Annotated in this window: 17 protein-coding genes; 3 read left to right on the top strand and 14 right to left on the bottom strand. The window is 35.9% G+C overall.

The window, feature by feature from the left end:
* Positions 1-104 precede the first annotated feature (104 nt).
* Genes cas2 through AMET_RS08220 form a run of 7 tightly spaced genes read right to left on the bottom strand, consistent with a single transcriptional unit; the run spans position 105 to position 8,065 of the window.
* Complete coding sequence (cas2, locus tag AMET_RS08250; RefSeq protein ID WP_330368728.1) at positions 105-413, bottom strand: CRISPR-associated endonuclease Cas2; 309 nt, start codon at positions 411-413, stop codon at positions 105-107.
* Positions 404-1,435: a type I-C CRISPR-associated endonuclease Cas1c gene (cas1c, locus tag AMET_RS08245; protein WP_012062882.1), complete on the bottom strand. Its 1,032-nt coding sequence runs from the start codon at positions 1,433-1,435 to the stop codon at positions 404-406. Before cas1c ends, cas2 begins: the two co-directional genes overlap by 10 nt.
* Positions 1,432-2,100: a CRISPR-associated protein Cas4 gene (gene cas4, locus AMET_RS08240; RefSeq protein ID WP_012062881.1), complete on the bottom strand. Its 669-nt coding sequence runs from the start codon at positions 2,098-2,100 to the stop codon at positions 1,432-1,434. The genes cas1c and cas4 overlap by 4 nt, the downstream gene beginning before the upstream one ends.
* Positions 2,087-2,947, bottom strand: a complete 861-nt coding sequence (gene cas7c, locus AMET_RS08235; protein ID WP_012062880.1) for a type I-C CRISPR-associated protein Cas7/Csd2 — start codon at positions 2,945-2,947, stop codon at positions 2,087-2,089. The genes cas4 and cas7c overlap by 14 nt, the downstream gene beginning before the upstream one ends.
* Positions 2,948-2,962: 15 nt before the next feature.
* Positions 2,963-4,918 carry a type I-C CRISPR-associated protein Cas8c/Csd1 gene (gene cas8c, locus AMET_RS08230; protein WP_012062879.1) on the bottom strand — a complete coding sequence of 652 codons (1,956 nt, stop codon included), beginning with the start codon at positions 4,916-4,918 and terminating at the stop codon, positions 2,963-2,965.
* Positions 4,902-5,654 (bottom strand): type I-C CRISPR-associated protein Cas5c, encoded by a 753-nt coding sequence (gene cas5c, locus AMET_RS08225; protein WP_012062878.1) that lies wholly within the window; start codon positions 5,652-5,654, stop codon positions 4,902-4,904. The genes cas8c and cas5c overlap by 17 nt, the downstream gene beginning before the upstream one ends.
* Before the next feature lie 14 nt (positions 5,655-5,668).
* A complete protein-coding gene (locus AMET_RS08220) occupies positions 5,669-8,065 on the bottom strand; it encodes a CRISPR-associated helicase/endonuclease Cas3 (RefSeq protein WP_012062877.1) in 2,397 nt (798 codons plus the stop codon).
* Positions 8,066-8,693: 628 nt separating this feature from the next.
* Between AMET_RS08220 and AMET_RS08215 the strand changes: the two genes are divergently transcribed.
* Both AMET_RS08215 and AMET_RS08210 read left to right on the top strand, forming a co-directional pair.
* On the top strand, positions 8,694-10,481 hold the full coding sequence (locus tag AMET_RS08215; RefSeq protein WP_012062876.1) for a thiamine pyrophosphate-dependent enzyme: 1,788 nt from the start codon (positions 8,694-8,696) through the stop codon (positions 10,479-10,481).
* 13 nt (positions 10,482-10,494) lie between these two features.
* Positions 10,495-11,067: an indolepyruvate oxidoreductase subunit beta gene (locus AMET_RS08210; RefSeq protein WP_012062875.1), complete on the top strand. Its 573-nt coding sequence runs from the start codon at positions 10,495-10,497 to the stop codon at positions 11,065-11,067.
* Between the two features lie 72 nt (positions 11,068-11,139).
* On the opposite strand, the gene AMET_RS08205 is transcribed toward AMET_RS08210, so the two are convergent.
* Positions 11,140-11,877, bottom strand: coding sequence for a SagB/ThcOx family dehydrogenase (locus tag AMET_RS08205; RefSeq protein WP_012062874.1), 738 nt, complete (start codon positions 11,875-11,877; stop codon positions 11,140-11,142).
* A 188-nt stretch (positions 11,878-12,065) separates the two neighbouring features.
* Here AMET_RS08205 and AMET_RS24250 point away from each other — a divergent pair, with 188 nt between their 5' ends.
* Positions 12,066-13,211, top strand: coding sequence for a glucosaminidase domain-containing protein (locus AMET_RS24250; protein ID WP_012062873.1), 1,146 nt, complete (start codon positions 12,066-12,068; stop codon positions 13,209-13,211).
* Between the two features lie 115 nt (positions 13,212-13,326).
* Here the strand turns inward: AMET_RS24250 and AMET_RS08195 are convergent, their stop codons facing one another.
* The 6 genes from AMET_RS08195 to AMET_RS08170 form a co-directional block, all read right to left on the bottom strand.
* Positions 13,327-14,490, bottom strand: a complete 1,164-nt coding sequence (locus AMET_RS08195) for an iron-containing alcohol dehydrogenase (RefSeq protein WP_012062872.1) — start codon at positions 14,488-14,490, stop codon at positions 13,327-13,329.
* Positions 14,491-14,762: 272 nt separating this feature from the next.
* Positions 14,763-15,011, bottom strand: coding sequence for a GIY-YIG nuclease family protein (locus AMET_RS08190; protein WP_012062871.1), 249 nt, complete (start codon positions 15,009-15,011; stop codon positions 14,763-14,765).
* Positions 15,012-15,349: 338 nt separating this feature from the next.
* Entirely contained in the window at positions 15,350-16,708 is a 1,359-nt protein-coding gene (locus tag AMET_RS24245) for a copper amine oxidase N-terminal domain-containing protein (RefSeq protein ID WP_012062870.1), read from the bottom strand.
* Positions 16,709-17,041: 333 nt separating this feature from the next.
* Entirely contained in the window at positions 17,042-17,737 is a 696-nt protein-coding gene (locus AMET_RS08180) for a TVP38/TMEM64 family protein (protein WP_012062869.1), read from the bottom strand.
* A gap of 116 nt (positions 17,738-17,853) precedes the next feature.
* Positions 17,854-18,714 carry an energy-coupling factor ABC transporter ATP-binding protein gene (locus AMET_RS08175; protein ID WP_012062868.1) on the bottom strand — a complete coding sequence of 287 codons (861 nt, stop codon included), beginning with the start codon at positions 18,712-18,714 and terminating at the stop codon, positions 17,854-17,856.
* On the bottom strand, positions 18,702-19,415 hold the full coding sequence (locus AMET_RS08170; RefSeq protein ID WP_012062867.1) for an energy-coupling factor transporter transmembrane component T family protein: 714 nt from the start codon (positions 19,413-19,415) through the stop codon (positions 18,702-18,704). The genes AMET_RS08175 and AMET_RS08170 overlap by 13 nt, the downstream gene beginning before the upstream one ends.
* Between the last annotated feature and the right edge of the window lie 9 nt (positions 19,416-19,424).

Genomic DNA, 19,424 nt, shown 5'->3' with positions numbered 1-19,424 from the left:
TTAAAACAATGATTTTCATTGCATATTTTAACTATTATGCACCAAAAATCCTTCTATTTTAGGTGCGAGTGCTCTAGGCGTTTCATGTTAACTAAAGGTTCGCACTAAATTATAAGTGTGTCCTCAACATCAAATGACTCCTTTGCGCCTATATGTACAACCTTACCTTTATAATTGTTTCCTAAATAATAAAATCGCAAGCTATCTTTGTCCTTATCGATAATTTTTTCAAGTGTGTGCTGAACCTCACGGCATTTAGCTGCATCTAACACACACTCAAACACTGAATTTTGAACACGTTGACCATAGTTAACACATTGTTTTGCAACCTGGCGTAGTCGTTTCCTACCAAGTGGTGTTTGTGTATTTATATCATAAGTTATCAACACTAACATTTCATCCCCTACTTCCACATAAACGTCGGATATCCGTCCAAGTCCCCCCGGATAAATCTGGCCAATAGCATTGCCTGGGCATAAGGGACAAGGCCCCATTCTACCTTTTCTTGTAAAAATGGATGTGTGATTGTTTCCTGCTTCTTACTCTGCCACGCTTTCAAGATGGTTTTTCTTGTATCATCATCCATAGTAACTGCACCATTTTCCTTTTGGGTAAAACCATCTGAATTCACTTCTTTTTTGTTGATTAACGAAATAACAAACCGATCAGCATAAACAGAACGTAACTCCTCCATCATATCAAGTGCCAGCGAAATCCTGCCTGGTCTATCTCGATGTAAAAATCCTACATAAGGATCAAGCCCAACTGTTTCCAATGCTGCTGCGAAATCATGTGCCAGTAGCGTATATACAAATGACAGCATCGCATTAACATTGTCAAGAGGGGGGCGCTTATTACGGTAACGAAAATAAAAGAATTCTTTTTGTTGAAGAATTAAATCGTCAAATACACTAAAATATTGTGATGCTGCCTCCCCCTCATAACCTCTGAGCTGCTCTAAATTTTCACTTTGTTCAACTAATTTCAGGGAATTTGCAAGAACTTTAGAAACCTTTTTTAATTTATCAACGTCAAGTCGCATTGCATAGTCTCGAGTTGCCCGCTCAATCACCCAACGTGTATTATAAATTTTCCCTAGAATGAAATTCCTAGAAATTATATTGCTTTCCTCTGTGTTGTCTGAAAGCCTATATTGTGCTTTTCTTAAAGTGACATTACCTCTAACCTCACCAACTACTCTAGCGAGAAATTTACCACTTGGTTTCATAAAGCTTAACGCAATATTTCGTTTTGCACATGCACCCATTAATGCTGGACTTGCACCAGTATACCCAAACGCAACAATGCCTTCAAGGTTATGTAATGGAATTCTAGAGATCTCTACTTGATCTTTTAAAATCACAATATTCTCTCCATCAAGAGATAAATAAGTATTGGGAGAAGTGACATAGAGTGTGTTTAATAGTTTTCTCATTCCTCCACCTCCAAAAGATTTTTCTTTATGTAATTAACAGCGGAGGGATTTTTACATAACTTCGGCATACAAATTTCAGCAAGTGAACATGCCTTGCACCTTTTAGATGGTTTAACTTTAGGTGTATATCTCTTGTCATATAATTCATGTATTTCTTTAACAATTGTTTGTACCCGTTGCCGCAATTCATCTTCAAGTGTAACTTTAAGCCGTCGTTTGGTTTCCCCATAGAACAAAAAAGCTTCTGGGATTTCACATAATAGCATTTCTTCAAGACACATAGCCTGTGCACATAGTTGGAGTATATCAGACTCATCTTCTTTAGGTTTACCCCTTTTATACTCAATAGGGACTGGCTTATAATTTCCATCCCTACCAAATATACTGACTCCATCCGATGCCTTATGGAGTTCAACAACATCACAAGCCCCGGTTATCCCTAACGAACGAGAAAAGATTGCCATCCCCCGTGAAACAATCAAGTCTCCACGCTTTTCTCTTACGGTGTTATCATGTGTTCTTTCATGAAGAATTTGGCCTTCAATCGTACGAAGGTTTTCTTGCCACTGCTGTTCAATATGTATTAAAGCCCATTGGCGTCTACAAAATGAAAAGTGCTGTATCCCAGATAGTAATATAAAATCTTCCTCTTTATATTCCATCATATATTTCTGGAGCTAGTCCGTCTAATGTTTCATGGGTGATATTGTAATCATTAATATCTTTTGGCATTTCTATTGTTGGGGCAATTCGCAAGGTCCTATGAACCTTTGCAGATGAATATTGACCAATCTTGCTATTGTGTTTCCACCAATACAACTTACATACCTCCATGCTGCCATCAGGACGGGCAGAGGAACAATCATTTTCGAAAAGTGTAATAAGAGCTTTTTTAACGAGTTCACTATCCTCTTGATTAAAGCCTGTCTTTGTTGCCAACTGCGTATTGATACTTCCATAAATCACATAAGCACCAAATTCAACCCTATGTTTCATACCCATTGTGTCAGGGCTTTTCTTATCAGGATCTTTCCCTGTTTCACCATTAACACTTTTAGTAATTTGCATACTTGAAATTTCAATTGGAGAAATACTTACCGCTGAATGAATTGAAACTGGACCTCGTATACCTATCGACACAGAATTATCATCTCCACCTTTTTTAAATGCAAAAACTTGCCCGAAGCTTCTCACATCAATCCACTTTTCACAGGCTATTTTTGCGTATTGTTCCTTGTCTTTACTTGATTTTTTAAGTTCTTCACAGCCATCGGCTCTATCCTTCAGGCTCCTAAAACCATCTGTTCTTCTTTCATCTGACTGAACAAATATTGCTTGATCCATATCTTGAAAGCGATTGCGGATTTTTCTCTTGATGCAAACATCAGAAATTTCACCAAAGCCATCATAATTTTCCCTAGGTCGATTCCCATTTAGCGGATCTCCATTGGGATTTGCATTTTTTACAGAAATAACTACTGCAAAATCAATCTTGTTTTCAAAATTACTCATATTGGTTCTCCCCCTTTAATTTGCTTGTCCTAATTTCTTTATTGCGTTTGCTTGGATTCTTATATTTTTTTCATCAATAAAAACTTGTCTTTGGCAATAATATCCTAATATATAGCTATCATCTAATTTCTTTGGGCTAGTAAATTCTTCATAGGGTATCATCGAATTAACCTGGGTCATTAGCTCCGTTAAACCGGTACCCTTTGAACCTAATCTTGCGATATATGGTCCAAGCTTATCTGTAATAATCCCCCATGTTTTATAAGGGTGAAGTTTAAATTGATGCATTAATCTTTCTGCATTTGTAGGCCTTTTTTCACCTGTCGTATACAATGCATATTCTTCGATTTGTTGTGCAATTGCTAAAAGTCTACCAAAAATATAACTCCGATCCTTCTGATTTTCATCAAGCGCCATCTCCCATACCTCCTTAAGTTTATCATATTTATATTTTTTAACTAAAGCGCACGTTATGGTTAATGCTTTCTCCCATTCCCATTTTTCCATGGAAACGGGGTTTGAAACACGATTTACAACTGAATTGACAAGATCATAGGGTAACTTAGCCCCATCAATAATACAAGGTAATAATCTTTCTACCGTTGCCTTTAGCAAAGAATCCTTTAATTCAAGATGTTTCTTTTGTGTTTTGCTGTTTTCTCTAGGACTTCCAAGTGCAATAGTAGCGATATCTTTTGGAGAAGGAGCACCAATAAAAGAAATCGTCTTGAATTTTGCTTTTCCCTTTTCATCAAATCCATCAGCAATTATTTTGTATGAATGTTGCCAAATACATGTACTGTGCCAATGTTTAATCCTATTTAGAAAATCAGTACCATAAAGCTCTCGATAATAGGCAATGGATAACCGCCCTGTTGTTGCAGCATCTAGCCCCATAATAACGATTTCAGCCTTTGTATCTAAGTCACATCCATAACCTGCAATAGCCTTATTTAGCCTCTGGGCAAATTCCTTTTCAGTTGAAACAATTGCCGTTTCTTCTTTTCCAAAAATGCCTCCTTGTGTATCCTCTAAAATTTGGGGAATAGTTTGGTTTTTAGTACCCCATGCAACTATAATTTTTTGTCCATCTTTTGGGTTTCCGAACTTCTGTCCTTGAATATCTACAAGCCATTTTAACGCATTATGTGCCTTTTGTGAAGTTTCATAAGCAATACTTACTACCTGATTGCTATCAGAAAAACGTCCTAAGTATGTAAATCCATTTTCATCGTTTGCTGAAATAAGCTTTGCTGAGTCACCATTGCCTCTAATTTTTGATTGATGTTTTAAAGTAGTGAGCATATTGTTTCCTTGTATATAGCATAATCCATATTTTGTTTTAGTATTTAAATAATGATTATGATATTTTCGGAGAATATCAGTATTCTCCCATAGTCTACAATTAACATCACCTGGAATTTCCACAATAAATCTAACAAAAATATCACTTGTTTTCATCGGCTTATTATCTTTGTCTCCAAACCATTTGTTTGTTACATGACTATTTTCATCAACCTCTAGCAATTTTTCTGAAATCAAATCAGCAACTAATCTTTCTTTTTTTAAATAATTTAAAACTGCTATTACCTTTTCATCTTTATATTCAGAATTACTCCACGCTTCTAATAACTTTATGTATTCAATAAAGAACTTCTTGTCTCTTTTGTCATTAAAGAAAGAAGTATAATCTCCAGCTACATATTGTAGTTTGTCAAACAAAGTATGTGGATTATTACCATTACCTCTGCTTGCTGAATCTTCAGTGCAAGGAGCAATTGTCATGGCCTCGCTTTTAGATACATTTCTTGCCCTTCTAAAATTTCCATGTATATCCACCACTATTTCAATATTAGAATTTACAATGGTATGTGACAGAGGTAATAAAGGTGTTTTAGAATCTGTCCTTGCAACGCCTACTTCACTCTTACAATTCTCATAAGTATCATAAAGCTTATGAATCCAATTCAATTATATCCCCCTCCTCTTCAAACTCTTCAAGTCCACTAAAATTATTTTCATCAAATACCTTAGGTTTCATGGACGAGAGTTCACGTTTAATCGTACACTCATCAGGTCTTAGAAATTTGATATACCCATTGTTCATTACTGGTGACCAAAGCCTAGCTGTTAGCTTGTCTTCTCCTGTTTCATCAGGATAGTCAAAACCATGAAACATAAGTCCAAATGAAAGTGACCCATAATGATCATAGGCACCTTCGCCCTCCCCAAATTTGCATGGTTCAACATATGCTTGGCACTCCCTGGTTCCTAAGAAAACATCTCGCCTACCACCACGGTTAATCATCCTTTTAGCGACTATATAATGCTTATTCTCATTTCTATCCTTCTCTAAATTTGGACGATTATAATTCCATTCAAAATGAGCCTTTACTTGATATTCAACATTTGTTAGATAAGTATAAATGGACAAAGTATTTAGTGGTGTTCCTGTACCTTTACTAGTTCCACTGAAATTGACGGGACGTATATTTTGGGATTGGGTTTTAATTAAATTCATGACCCTGACTTCATCAATAATCCATATTAATGTGGGTTTCCAATAAACACTTTCTAATATTCCTTTAAGTGCTTGATATGTTGGCACTTGATAGGAAAATTTTTCTCCTCCAATTCGATTGATAGGATCGCTAAAAAGGGCATATCGTCCACTCACTTTAAATTCAACACTATTTTCCTTTTTCAATTTTCTCCCCCTCCTTAATAATTATAAAATTCCATTGGTGCATTTTCAAAAGTCACCCCCACATCATCTTCATAAAATCCATCTCGAATCGCAAATATAGCACCATCTTTCAATCCAACGATTCCTCCTATTTCCTCTAGTTTTCTTTTATCTGTTTCAAATAGATTTACTGAAAACTGCTGAGCTTCCTTTAAATACTCTTTTAACTCACTTAAATTACATGCACCATTTATAAGGGTGATAAGTGTTTTTCCTCTTCCATATGGAACAATGACACCAGTTGTGTTCTGGTCAATTACCTGAAAGTTACTTCCTGCGGTTTTAAAGGCTTGTCTTAACATTAATTCTGATTTGTAGCCATTTCTACTATTAAATGCATTGAATGCTTCTTTATTGCCAGATAACAAGTCATACATCGATTTATCATCATTTGGCTTTGCTAATGTGTAGTTCATCTCTGCACTTCTATTATGGAAATAGTACTGATAATACTGATTCATTGCTTTTGGGGAAAGCAAGTCATGATCAAAGCTTTTCGGGTTTTCTTTAAATTCATCAAGAACTCTCCTAGTACACTCTTGTCCCTCTTTTATATCTACTAATCTATTAACACTTTCTCCTTCAATATTAACAATATAAACATCACTACAAGTTGTTTCTCCATGGCGATTGCATCTTCCTGCTGCTTGAGCTATACTATCAAGTCCGGCAAGGGAGCGTATAGCACTACCGAAGGAAATATTAACGCCAGCTTCAATCAATTGTGTGCTAATACAAATAACCCTTTCATGTCCTAGCTTTGTTCTCATCTCTTTTAAAATTTTCATTCTATGAGAAGGACACATACCCGTACTTAGATGAAAAACTGCATACTGCTTTTCTGGAGGTAAATCAGCATTTGCTTTTTTTAACTCATTAAACACTTCCTTTGCAGTGTTTTTAGTATTTACAATGATCAATACGCTTTCTACCCGTTCCATGGTGTCTAGTACAAAATCTTTTAGTGAAGCTGCACTATACCCTTCAGTAGTTCTTTTATCAATCAAATTCACACGTTTAAATTGTTCAAATTTCTCATGCATGTCGGGAATAATATTAGGATTTTCACTTAGCTTTAAGGGCATTTCTGTAGTCGATAAGAGTGGTTGCGTTGCTGTACAAAGTATAATCGTTGCATTGCAAATGTTTGAAAGGAAATTAATTGCACTGTTAAACATATTAATACACTTAATGGGAATTGCCTGAATCTCGTCGAATATGATAATCGAATTTGTCAGGTTATGCATTCGCCTAACACCTTGTGTTCCACCACTAAATAAAGTATCAAGAAACTGTACCATTGTTGTCAAAACAATTGGACTATCCCAGCGCTCCGTTAGAAGCTTGTACTCTTCTTGATCGTTATCAACAACAAGGTTTGAATGATGCTCTAAAATGATATCCTCACGACCTAAAATATCTTTTATATCCTTAGCGTTTTGGTCGATAATCGTGGTAAAAGGAATAATATAAAAAACTCGTTCTTTATTAAATTTTTTTGCGTGTTGCAAAGCATATCTCAAACTAGACAGGGTTTTACCTCCACCTGTGGGTACTGCTAATTGATATATTCCTGTTTTGTTTTCTCCAAAGTTTTTACATGCTATGGAAACTTCTTCTCTCAACAAATCTATTTTGCCCGATTTAGGATAGCTTTTCAATTTGACCTCTAATACATCTGCAAGTTCATTCCACAAATCTGATTTATCAATGTTTTGTTTTGATTCTTTACCTTCCATAAATAAATATGTATCGTATCTATCTGCATCAATCACACAACTAAAAAGATACTTTTCCAGCATCCCAGCTGCAAACTGTCCAAATTTAGCAGAACCATCTATCTTGTTAACTTTAGTAAGAATTGCTTTTATCTCTTCCTTTGACTTATTAAATAAATCATTTAGATGCTTCATTTCTGAGAATTCCAACCTATAATTAGATAGTGCTTCTTCGTATAAAAAGTCTTTATCCTTGTTCATCCTATCAGTAAATCTATCCATGCCATTCAGGTCTAAGCAATCTATCAATCCACCATGATGTGAACAGATTGCTAATGAAATAAGCTGTGCTGTAAACTTTTGATATGGATCCTTTGTATGATAGAAGTTATCATATATAAACTTTGCTCCTGCTGTGGAGTGATCAATTGATCCCCTAAGGGATTTGTCACTGGGATTTGTTGCACTGTAGTGTATATAAGAGTTAAATTTGTCTGTTTGCTTTCCCATATCATGAAGCATGCCTATTAATTCGGCTGTTGCACCAAGTGAAATTTTAGCACCGTATTCCATGGACATTTTAGAAACACTATGTAAATGCTCCTTAACACTTTGTTCTTTTCGCGTTGTTGGATTAATATGAGCGCAAAACATTTAACCACTCCTTGTTTTGTATAATTTAGACCTTCCCAATCTTTATCTATTAGGATTCAATCAATTTAAGGTGGAGTAAATCCTAAAAACAATTCTCTCTTGTTCCTAAGTATATCTAATTTGCTATTAATTTGTTGTCGAATTATGTTAGTTAAAATAAAAATACAGATTTTATTAAGACAAGGAGCTTTCTTACAGCTATTTTTATTTTTCTAGCATTAGTATAGAAAAAAATTAATTCCAATACCTGTTGCAGTGCGTAGCTTTATTAATATTGTAAATCAAAACATGCCCTGACTCACAAGTCTGTCCCTCTAATGTCACATGTATTTTAGGTACATTAAAATATCCTCCAATGTAGTGCTAATACTATTTATAATCAACTTTAATGGACCAATCTTCTGAATCATAAATAATTTCATTGTTCTTTACATTTTCTCCAATAACAGGCTCAATGTCTTCACCGTGAGACACCTTCAGCCTTGCTTTAAATAATTCTTCTATCTCATCATTAGTATTGAAAGTATGATTTATCTACGAAAGTAATGGGTAGGTATAGTTAGTGTATGCTATCATCTATACGCATTTATATTCATCCTATTAAAATCAGATAAAGGAGTGTGAGAAAATGAGTTCACAATCTAAAGGTGTATTAACAGGAAATGAGGCCCTGGTCAGAGGTTTTTATGAAGCTGGTGGTCTTGTGGCTGCCAGTTATCCTGGGTCGCCGACTGTTGAAGTTCTTGAAACCATAAAAAGTTATGAAGGTGTTTATGCTGAGTTTTCAACAAATGAAAAGGTAGCATTGGAGGTTGCCATTGGAGGGTCCTTTACAGGGGCTAGATCCATGGCTGTCATGAAGCACGTAGGCATGAATATTGCCTCGGATCCATTGATGACCTTTACAGAAACCCCCATAAGAGGTGGCTTTGTGTTGGTTTCAGGGGACGATCCTGGAATGGCCAGTTCTCAAAACGAACAAGATAATCGTTTGTTTGCTAAATTCGCCAATATGGCCATTTTATCTCCAGGAAATAGTCAAGAAGCCAAGGATTATACGAAGCTTGCATTTTCCTTGAGTGAGGATTTTCAATTACCCACCTTACTTAATATTACCAGTCGTGTCTGTCATAGTCGAAGTGTGGTGACAATGGGAGAAAGAGAAGAACATGCACCCACTGGGTTTGATTTAGATCCTGTTAAGTATGCAATGATCCCAAAAAACACCTACCAGGCCCAGTATTTTATGAAGGATCGTTTAGAAAAGCTACAAGAATATGCCTATGACTGTCCTGTGAATCAATTGGAAGAAAAAGACGGTGCTACCATATTGGTCATTGCATCGGGCCTAATGTATTACAATCTTAAAGAAATCGATCCCCCGGTCAGTATTTATAAACTGGGTTTGACTTATCCCCTCTCCATAAAAAGAATAAAGGAATTATCTGAGCAGTATGATGAAATCATTGTCTTGGAAGAAATGATGCCCTTTATCGAAAATGAATTGAAAATTCATGGGATTCCATGCTCTGGAAAATCTTATTTTTCCTTCACAGGAGAACTCAATAGTGAAGAGATTGCCGAGGGACTCTATAAAGCGGGAGTACTTAAGAAAAAAATAGATAGAGCGGAAAAGACAGCTGCCGTTGCGAGACCGCCTCTTTTCTGCTCAGGATGCCCACACCGTCCCATTTTTGATATTTTGAAAAAATCCAAAGTCAAAATCATGGGAGACATTGGATGTTATTCCTTGGCGGCCCAGGCTCCCTTTAATGGCTCTAGCTCCATCATTAGTATGGGAGCTTCCATTGGCATTACCAAGGGTGTACAGAAAGCATTGGCATTAAAAGAAGATCCCAAGCCTCTAGTTGCTGTTATTGGTGACGGTACATTTTTCCATTCTGGTATCCCAGGATTCATCAACTTACTCCACCAAGCTGATGACAAGGATAACCTGACCATTATTATTTTGGATAACCGTACCACAGCCATGACTGGTGGTCAATCCAATGCTAGCTCTGGTCATTATAATCTGGCTGATGATATGAACATTGACATTGAATCACTTATAAAAACCATTGGTTTTAAACAGGTAGTCATGGTGGATCAATTTAAATATGATGAAGCTAAAAAGGTGATTAATAATGAAATCAAACGACCAGGCATTTCTATCGTCATTGCCACACGACCCTGTGCGTTAAAATATAAAATCAAGGAACCACATTTCTATGTAGATCCAAGTATTTGTATTGGTTGTCGCTCTTGTGTCAACACAAACTGTCCACCCATTCGCATGAAGGAGTACAAAGACTATGATAAATTGAAATCTTCCATTGATGCCAATATGTGTGTGGGATGTAGTATTTGTGCCCAGGTGTGCCCTGTAAATGCCATAAAACGTTCGGAATCTGACTAAAGGGGGATTGATTATGGAAACGAAAAATATTATGCTGGCCGGTGTTGGTGGCCAAGGTCTTGTCCTCACAACTAGAATCATATGTGATGCAGCACTTGAGGAAGGTTTAGATGTAAAGAGTAATGATGTCGTAGGTCTTTCTCAGCGTGGAGGCATGGTTTGGGGTTCTGTACGTATTGGCAAATCCATTGCTTCTCCTAATATTCCCGAAGGAGAGGGAGATATTCTCATGGGAATGGAACCATTAGAAGCCTATCGGTGGAGATATTTAATGAAAAGCACTGCCATTATTGTACTCAATCAAAATCGAGTTTATCCTACACCGGTTTTACTGGAAAAAGAAGCTTACCCACAGGCAGAAGTGGCGGGTCTCTCCAAGGACTTTACTTATTCTGAGATTGATGCCCTAGAGGAGGCTAAAAAACTAGGCAATGATAAAGTAGCCAATACCATTTTACTGGGTATGATGGCAAAGCATTTGCCCCTAAGTCAGGATTCATGGAAGAGGTCTCTTACAAAAAACGTGCCTTCCAAGGCCATTGATGTCAATCTAAAAGCCTTTGATTTAGGCTTTGAATTTAGCTAATGTGATCGGCATCTACGAAAAAAGCCCTTGTAAACTTCTGACAAGGGCTTTTTTGATTCACTGATTTTTGATTTATTTCTTTCCTAGGGTAGCTATATAGGTTACAAATTGTTGTTCTCCATCGACGCCAATCAACCGATTGATTTCATCATCATCAAAGGCTGCAATTGCACAGACGCCACTATCAATCCCTTCTGCTGCTAAATACAGGTTTTGGCAAACATGCCCTGCATCTAGATGAATATATCGATAGCCTCTTTCTCCATATCGCCACTTCATGCGATAAATATCAGCTACCCATATGAAGGTCACGGCACTCTGGTTAACAAATTCTTGATTATGACAGGCTTGTGTCACTTTATCTGCTAATGTATCTGCTAAATTGATTGGAACCAGTTGATGGGCCAAGGCGAGGTAGCGATAGATCCCTGGCTTAATTCCCTCCACTTGATTGATTAACAGATAGGTTTCCAAGGCATGTCTTGCCCCAGCTGAAGGAACCGTTCTTAGAGTAGCTGGTCTTGAAACCACAGATTTCACACCTTGGGTATACCACAGTAGGAATCCTAGTTCTTCAATTTCCAAGGATTTTTGGGAATATTTTCTAAGACTTTTTCTAACTTCCATGGCTTTCTTTAGGTCTATTTCTCCAACCTTTATTTTGTCTGGAGAGGGTAGGTTGATTTTGTCTTCACTGCCTTCATAGGCATTCTCTAAGGGTGGCTGTGGCAGTTCTTTTTCCTGATCCGATGGCACTAAATATTCATACTTTGTATATTTCATGAACTCTTTTCCAATATTTTTAGTCATTTATATTCCTCCTCTACTCTGATCATTTCTTTAACTTACCATTCCCTGTATCCATATTCTATACAAAAAATCATAATCCTGCTCCTTACTCAAAATGTCTCATTAAATTCCACCTTTTCCCTTGGGTAGAAAAGTATTATAATAGAGGTATAATATATAAAGTTCCACTAACCTGAGGTGTGATAAATATGATTACTTTCGTAGATCGATTAGCAACGAAACCTATTTTGACAAGGGAAAACATCTTTTCCTTAAAAAAATATATTGAATTTAAATATCCCCATCATGGCGAAAAGCACAAGGCACAAATTTTAGCCAAGTCTATTCGTCAAGTAATCGATCATGAATTAAAGGGCTTTGAGGTTCATCATCAGGAGGAGCTCCGAACACGCCTTTTACAGAAAACTTTATTCGAACAACAAAGATCCATTCTTTGCTCTGATATCGTAGAGTGCTGTATCACAATGGATAGCTTTACTGATGATACTTTAGACACACTTAGCAATTGGATTAACCACAAAATCCAAGATAGCATTGATATTGAAACCATTATGAATTATCGAGAAGCAGTTTTATCTAAGGATCAGAAAAATCTTGCTGAATCCTTCATAGAAGAAGTCCCTTTAGTTTACGCCCCTTTTGTGGGGGAAGTTGATCAAGTCATTGATGAAGTCACTACTAATAGAGAATCCAGCCGAATTTTCACAAGATTATCTAACCACCATTTATCTATATTCATATTATTAACTTTTGTACTTCTTTTTATTGGCTACTCTATTAATATAGATCCATCTACCACATCGGAGCCAGCTGTACGTTTTAATATCGATGAGCCCATGAGTCAACTAACATCAGGCTCTTTTACGACTCTGATGGATGAAATTATTACTTTTTATCATATCCCTCAGACCCTTCGCTATCGAAATATTAATGAAAATCACTTGCGATTTTATTTAATTGACAGAGGCTCTCTCCTAGGAAGAGATCCACATTTTTTAACCATTATAGAGACAAGCAAAAAGTTTCATCTTGACCCACTTATCCTTTTTTCTATTGCAGGACATGAGCAAGGTTTTATTCCTGAAAGTCACCCTAATGCAGGAGAAATCATCAACAATCCCTACAATGTTTTTGAAAGTTGGATCAAGTATAATACGAATCTTGAAGATTCTTCAGCCATTGCCGCACGAACAGTTTCGAACTTACTTAAGGGATTGCCCAAGGGAATGGATCCCTTCAAGTGGATTAATCGCAGGTATGCAGAGGACCCTGATTGGTGGCGAGGTGTGAGATCAATATATGAACATTTAAACAAGATTGTCGAATCAAATTAAAAGATGAGTGCCCTTTTGTTTAAGGGCACTCATCTTTTTAGAATGTTCATTGTATTTCATTTGAAATCGTTTACCTACACTCCGTCTTAATGTGTAGCTGTTCTATATTTTTATATTACATCGCATCTTTGAATATATTGATAACGTCTTCTAACGATGCTTTTCTTGGATTTGTTGCACTACAGGCATCCTTCAACGCATTTTCTGCCATTAGTTTGAAATCTTTTTCCTTAACATTTAATGCTGCTAAGCCCGATGGAATTCCTACATCTTGTGACAAACGCTTGATTGCATTAATTGCAACTTCTGCGGCATCAATTGTTGATAGACCTTCTACATTTTCACCAAATGCCTTTGCAATGTCAACAAAACGGTTCGGATTACTAAGCATATTGAACTTTTCTACATGTGGTAATAAAATTGCATTACAGACACCATGGGGTAGGTCATAAAATCCACCCAATTGATGTGCCATACCATGAACAATTCCTAAACTTGCATTATTAAAGGCCATTCCCCCTAAAAACTGAGCATATGCCATTTGCTTTCTAGCTTCAAAGTTATCTCCGTTAGCTACTGCGCCTCTAAGATTTTCAGAAATTAATTTGATTGCGTGTAAAGCCGCTGAATCCGTAACAGGTGTTGCAGCCACTGATACATAGGCTTCAATTGCATGGGTTAGAGCATCCATACCGGTAGCAGCAGTTAAGCCAGCTGGCATATTAACCATTAAGACGGGGTCATTAATAGATGCACTTGGTGTACATCGCCAGTCTACAATTGCCATTTTTACTTTTCTGCTTGTGTCTGTGATAATACAAAATCTTGTCATTTCACTGGCTGTTCCTGCAGTTGTATTGATTGCAATCAACGGTACCATTGGTTTTGTACTTTGATCAACGCCTTCATAATCTTGTATCTTGCCACCATTACCTGCTACAATTCCCACACCTTTAGCACAGTCATGAGCAGATCCGCCACCAAGAGAAACGATTGTATCACATCCATTATCTTTAAATGCCTTTAATCCTGCTTCCACATTTAAGTCTGTGGGATTTGGTTGTGCACCGTCAAAAATAACTACCTCTAATCCATCAGCTTCTAAAATAGCTTTAATGTCCCCTGCCATTCCAAATTTGTTCAGGAATGCATCTGTAACGATTAGCACCTTTTTTCCACCTTGATTTTTAACCTGTACCCCTACTTGCTTGACTGCTCCCGCACCCATTAAATTTACTGTTGGCATAAAATAACTAAAAACTTGATCTGCATAAGCCATTATATTTTCCCCCTTAAAAAATTTTAGTTTCACTATACTTATACGCAAGTACCATGCCACAATTTATTATTTATTAAAGTCTGTATTAAGTAGGAGTATATCAGTCAAAATAAATTGTGAATTTTTAGTCAATTCGGAATATTTCACCAATAGTTCCACTTCGGCACATTTTTTTGTTCCCTTTTAGACCAACTGTTCTAAAATAACACAGCATTCGTTATTTATTAAACAATAAAGAGGATTCCATAACTTACTCTTGCCTGGAGTACGTTTCATTTACTCATTTGCTGTACCAATTGTACTTTGGCTGATTTATTCATTTTCTGGATGGCTCTTTCTCTTTTTTGTGCCTGACTACGATCTTCTTTTAGCTCCCAATAAATCAATTTAACGGGTCTTTTATTCCTTGTATACTTAGCCCCTTTGCCCTCATTATGCATCTTTACTCTTGCTTCAAGATCTACGGTCCATCCAGTATAATATGTCCCATCTTTGCATTCAACAATATACGTATATGGCATTTTCGCGCCCTCCTGCTGTCTTTTATTCTTAAAATAAACCTACCACACAATCAGTGTTTAGTAGATTTTAAAGTGCTTCCTTTTATTGTGGTTCACAATATCAAAACTTGAATTCCAAATCTCACTTCTTCTATCCTTATTGTATCATTCTGGTTTTTATTTATGGAGTAAAAAATAAAAATATGTCTAGAAAGTTATCATCTTATACACAAAAGTGTAAGATTTGTTGTTAAGTAGCCTGATTTTCCTTTTGATCCATATATTAATTATAAAAATAGAGCTAGGCTTAGGCCCAACTCTATTTTGCATCTTATATCTAATGTAATTCACTACTAAGTTTAATATATACCTCTATTTAACCCATCCTGAATTGCAGAAAGCACTTTATTTCCTCTCATTGTAGCTCCTGTAAAGGTATCAATATCTTCTATAAAGTCTCCTGTATTATGCAGATCAAAAATAGCTGCTAATGGTTTCCCCTCTAGATGGTCTAGGATTTGCTGATGCTGTACCACTACTGGATACAGTGCATGACCTTCCTCAATCTGGCGATAGTCATTACCAGAATGGTATAAATGTCTATAGCTTAAGTTTGTCAGTAGATTGTCTTCTAAATGAAACTGAATGCTTACTTGTTGATCTCCTCTGTCTCCGTATATTCCTCTATATCTTCCATCTTCATAAACTTTAACGGCTGTACTAACGTCCCCAGATGGCGTATATATACCTCTATTTAATCCATCTCTAATTGCAGAAAGTACTTTGTTTCCTCTAATTGTAGCCCCAGTAAAAGTATCAATATCTTCTATCAAGTCTCCTGGATTATGTAGAGCAAACATAGCTTCTAATGGTTTCCCCTCTAGGTGATCTAAGATTTGCTGATGCTGTACCACTATTGAGTATAATGGGTGACTTTGCTCAATTTGACGATAGTCAGTATCACGATGGTATAGGTGTCTGTAGCTTAAATCCTTCATTACATTGTCTTCTAAGTGAAATTGAATACTCACTTGTTGTGCTCCACCATCTGAAAATACACCTCTGTACCTTCCATCCTCATAGACGCTAACTTCTCTGCTAAAATCACCAGCTGGCACATAGACTCCTCTATTTAAACCATCTTGTATAGCAGAGAAGATTTTTGAACCTCGAATAGTGGCTCCTGTGAAGCTATCAATATCCGCTACTATATTTCCTGGATTGTAAAGGTCATAGATGGCATCAAGTGATTTTCCATCTAAGTAGTCTAGTACTTGCTGATGCTGTTGCACGACTGGGTATAGTGGTTGTCCCTCTTCAATCTTACGATAGTCGTTACCCGAGTGATATAGGTATCGATAGCTGAGGTCTTTAATGATATTATCTTCTAAGTGGAACTCGATGCTTACTTGCTGGTCCCCTCTATCTCCATAAGTTCCTCTATATCTTCCATTATCATAAGTTACTCCGGTCTTTTCATCGATATGGATCGTTCGAGTTGCACCATCCCACAACACTTCTTTCCCTAATATTTCTGATACAAATCTTACTGGTACATAGGTTCTTCCTTCATGAATAAAACCTTGTTGTTGAGTCGCTTCTCCATTGATTAAAAACCTAAAAGATTCTAAGGCTCCCTGTACGCTTGAATTAGACGCATAAGAAATGCCACCCATTAAAGTTACGCCAACCATTAATCCTGCCACAAACTTCTTCATTATAATCCCCCTCATATCCATATTTACATTTTAGTGCACCCTGAAAATCATCTACTATATTATTTGCTAAATTTCTGTATTAGATCTTCCAACTTTCCAGTAGAAAATAATATATTTCACTGCAAATGAAAATCCATATCATTATATAACGTATAATACATGATAATGATTCTCGAGACTCTCTTTTTATAATACAATTTTGTTATTATATTGTCAACAAATAATTGTAATGTTGGTCAATTTTCCAATATTGATTATCATGGATGTTTATGATAAAAAAAACGACTCTAAGGAGTCGTTTGAGTTCCAATACTAAATCCAATTTTTATAAGCTTAATTCATAAGCTCAGATAAAGATCTTTCTTCAAATTTCTTCCTACAAATGTGTACTAAAGCATAATAAGCTATCACTAAAAGTGCTGGAAATACTAACTCCATAATGTTTTCTGTAATACTCACTGACTTTGCAATAAAGTAAGTGTAAATGAAAGTCCCTGGAATCATTCCTAAAAAACTAGCCAACATATATTTTCTAAATGAAACATTGGTCACTCCTAGATAGTAATTAGTCAATGAAAAGGGTATAAAGTAAATATTTCTTAGTAAAAATATATATGTAAAGCTTAAATTTTGACTTTTTTCAAAGTATTCTTTTTGCTTTTCACTTAATCTGTGCTCAAACACTCTTTTATAGAAACCCATTATTGCCTTTCTTCCTAAAAGTCTACCAATCAAAAAAGAAATAGCACAACTGATATTTGCACATAATAGTGCATAAACAAACCCCTTTTCAGCACCAAATGAAATACTTGCAATTGCCTTAAACCATGAAATCGGTACCAATAAAACACTAGCTACTACAGTCGTTCCCACAAAAATAAACTCTAAATTTTTTGTATCGTTGAACTGTTGAAAGTAGTTTACTAGTTGTTCTTTATTGAAATTTGGGGTATGTTTATTGATAAATATTAAAAGCATAAACAGGACAACCGTTAAAGCAATCTTTAAAACCTTACTACCCTTACTCAATTAAAACACCTTCATTCCTATACTTTCTTCTTTCTATATATTATTGAACATGATAATCTATGTCAAGAGCCTTATCCAAATTCATTTTATATTGAGATTATTGTTAGGGTCAGTAATTATGAAGATACACCTTCCCCCACCCTCCCAGCATTTTGTAATATCAATAATAATTGTTCTTCTGCACTCTCTAAGCTAATTGGCGATATAACATCATATCCTTTTTCTCGTAGTCTTGAAAATAACGCTACTAAAATAGGTGGTTCTAAGTTTGCTTTTCTTAAGATTTCATCCTGCATAAATATTTCTTCAGGGGTCCCCTTGGCCACGACATTCCCTTGATTTAAAATATAAATCGTATCTGCTAATCCTAGTACTAAATTAATATCATGAGTAGTAATAACCAATGTTATGCCATACTCTTTGTTTAAACAGTTGATCATATCTAGCATTTCTACCTTAGACTTTGGATCTAAAGAATCAAATGGTTCATCCATAATTAATATTTTGGGCATCATAACAATAGCCCCTGCTAAGGCCACTTTTTTTTTCTGGCCTCCGCTCAGATAATGGGGGATTTTATTGAGTAAGTCTTCTATGTTAAGGGTTTTAGCAACTTTCATTACTTTTTCATGAACCGCTTCCTTAGATAACCCCTCATTACGAGGCGTAAAAGCAATATCATCATAGACCCTGGGTCCAATGATTTGCTCATCTACATTTTGAAAGACAACACCTATATTTTTACGTATCTCATTAAAATTCTTATAAGGCGGTAGCCCCATCACCTCTACTACTCCTTCAACAGGAGCAAGTAATCCTAATATATGAGCCAGTAGTGTTGTTTTTCCAGCACCATTAGGACCTAATATTACCGTTCTTTCTCCCTTTGACACAATAAAATCCAACCCACAAACACTCACTTCTGTTTTATCAGGATAAACATGCTTTAAGCACTGTACCTTTATTAAAGGCTCCATGTCATCACCGTCCCAGTTAAAATCATTAACCCTAAAGTAATAAATATGAAATCTTTTCCTTTTAGGGGCCATAGCTCTACTCTTAGGGGGATCGTGCCTTGATAGCCCCTTAATGAATAAATTTTATACATTCTCTCACTCATTTCAAAGGAATGAATAATTAGCATTCCTAATATAGCTGCAATATTTTTAAGATTTTTAAATATATTAAAGGACCTGTACCCTCCCCTTAATCGCATATTCTTAAATAGATTTTCAATTTTACTTATCAATATGAAAAACGATCGATAAGTAAAAAGGAAAATATCCACCAATAATGATGGCATAAATAAAGAAAAGAAAGAAAAAATATCTACATAGGAAGTCGTGGTGATTAATAATATCATGGTAAAAGCTGTTCCTACAGCCTTTACTATTACGATTATTCCCAACAACCATCCTTGCTGTGCCCTTAAAAGAGCAAAAATGATACTAAAAAAAGCTGGATATAGACCTAAGTGAATCACTTTATTTAACGGCACTTTTCCAATAATAAAAAGAATCAGTAAAACACCTATAAGAAAACCTAGCTTCATTAAATCATTGGTAATAATGAAACTTGCCAATATACACATTACTAGTATTACTTTTGCTATTGTTCCTGTTCTATGTAAAAGACTATTGCCATTGTTGGATATTTCATCAATTTCAGCTAAATGCATATTCTTTTC

The sequence above is a fragment of the Alkaliphilus metalliredigens QYMF genome (assembly GCF_000016985.1).
In the GTDB taxonomy this organism is placed as follows: domain Bacteria; phylum Bacillota; class Clostridia; order Peptostreptococcales; family Natronincolaceae; genus Alkaliphilus_A; species Alkaliphilus_A metalliredigens.
The sequence above is the reverse complement of the archived record's forward strand: the minus strand, read 5'-3'. Positions and strand labels throughout refer to the sequence as shown.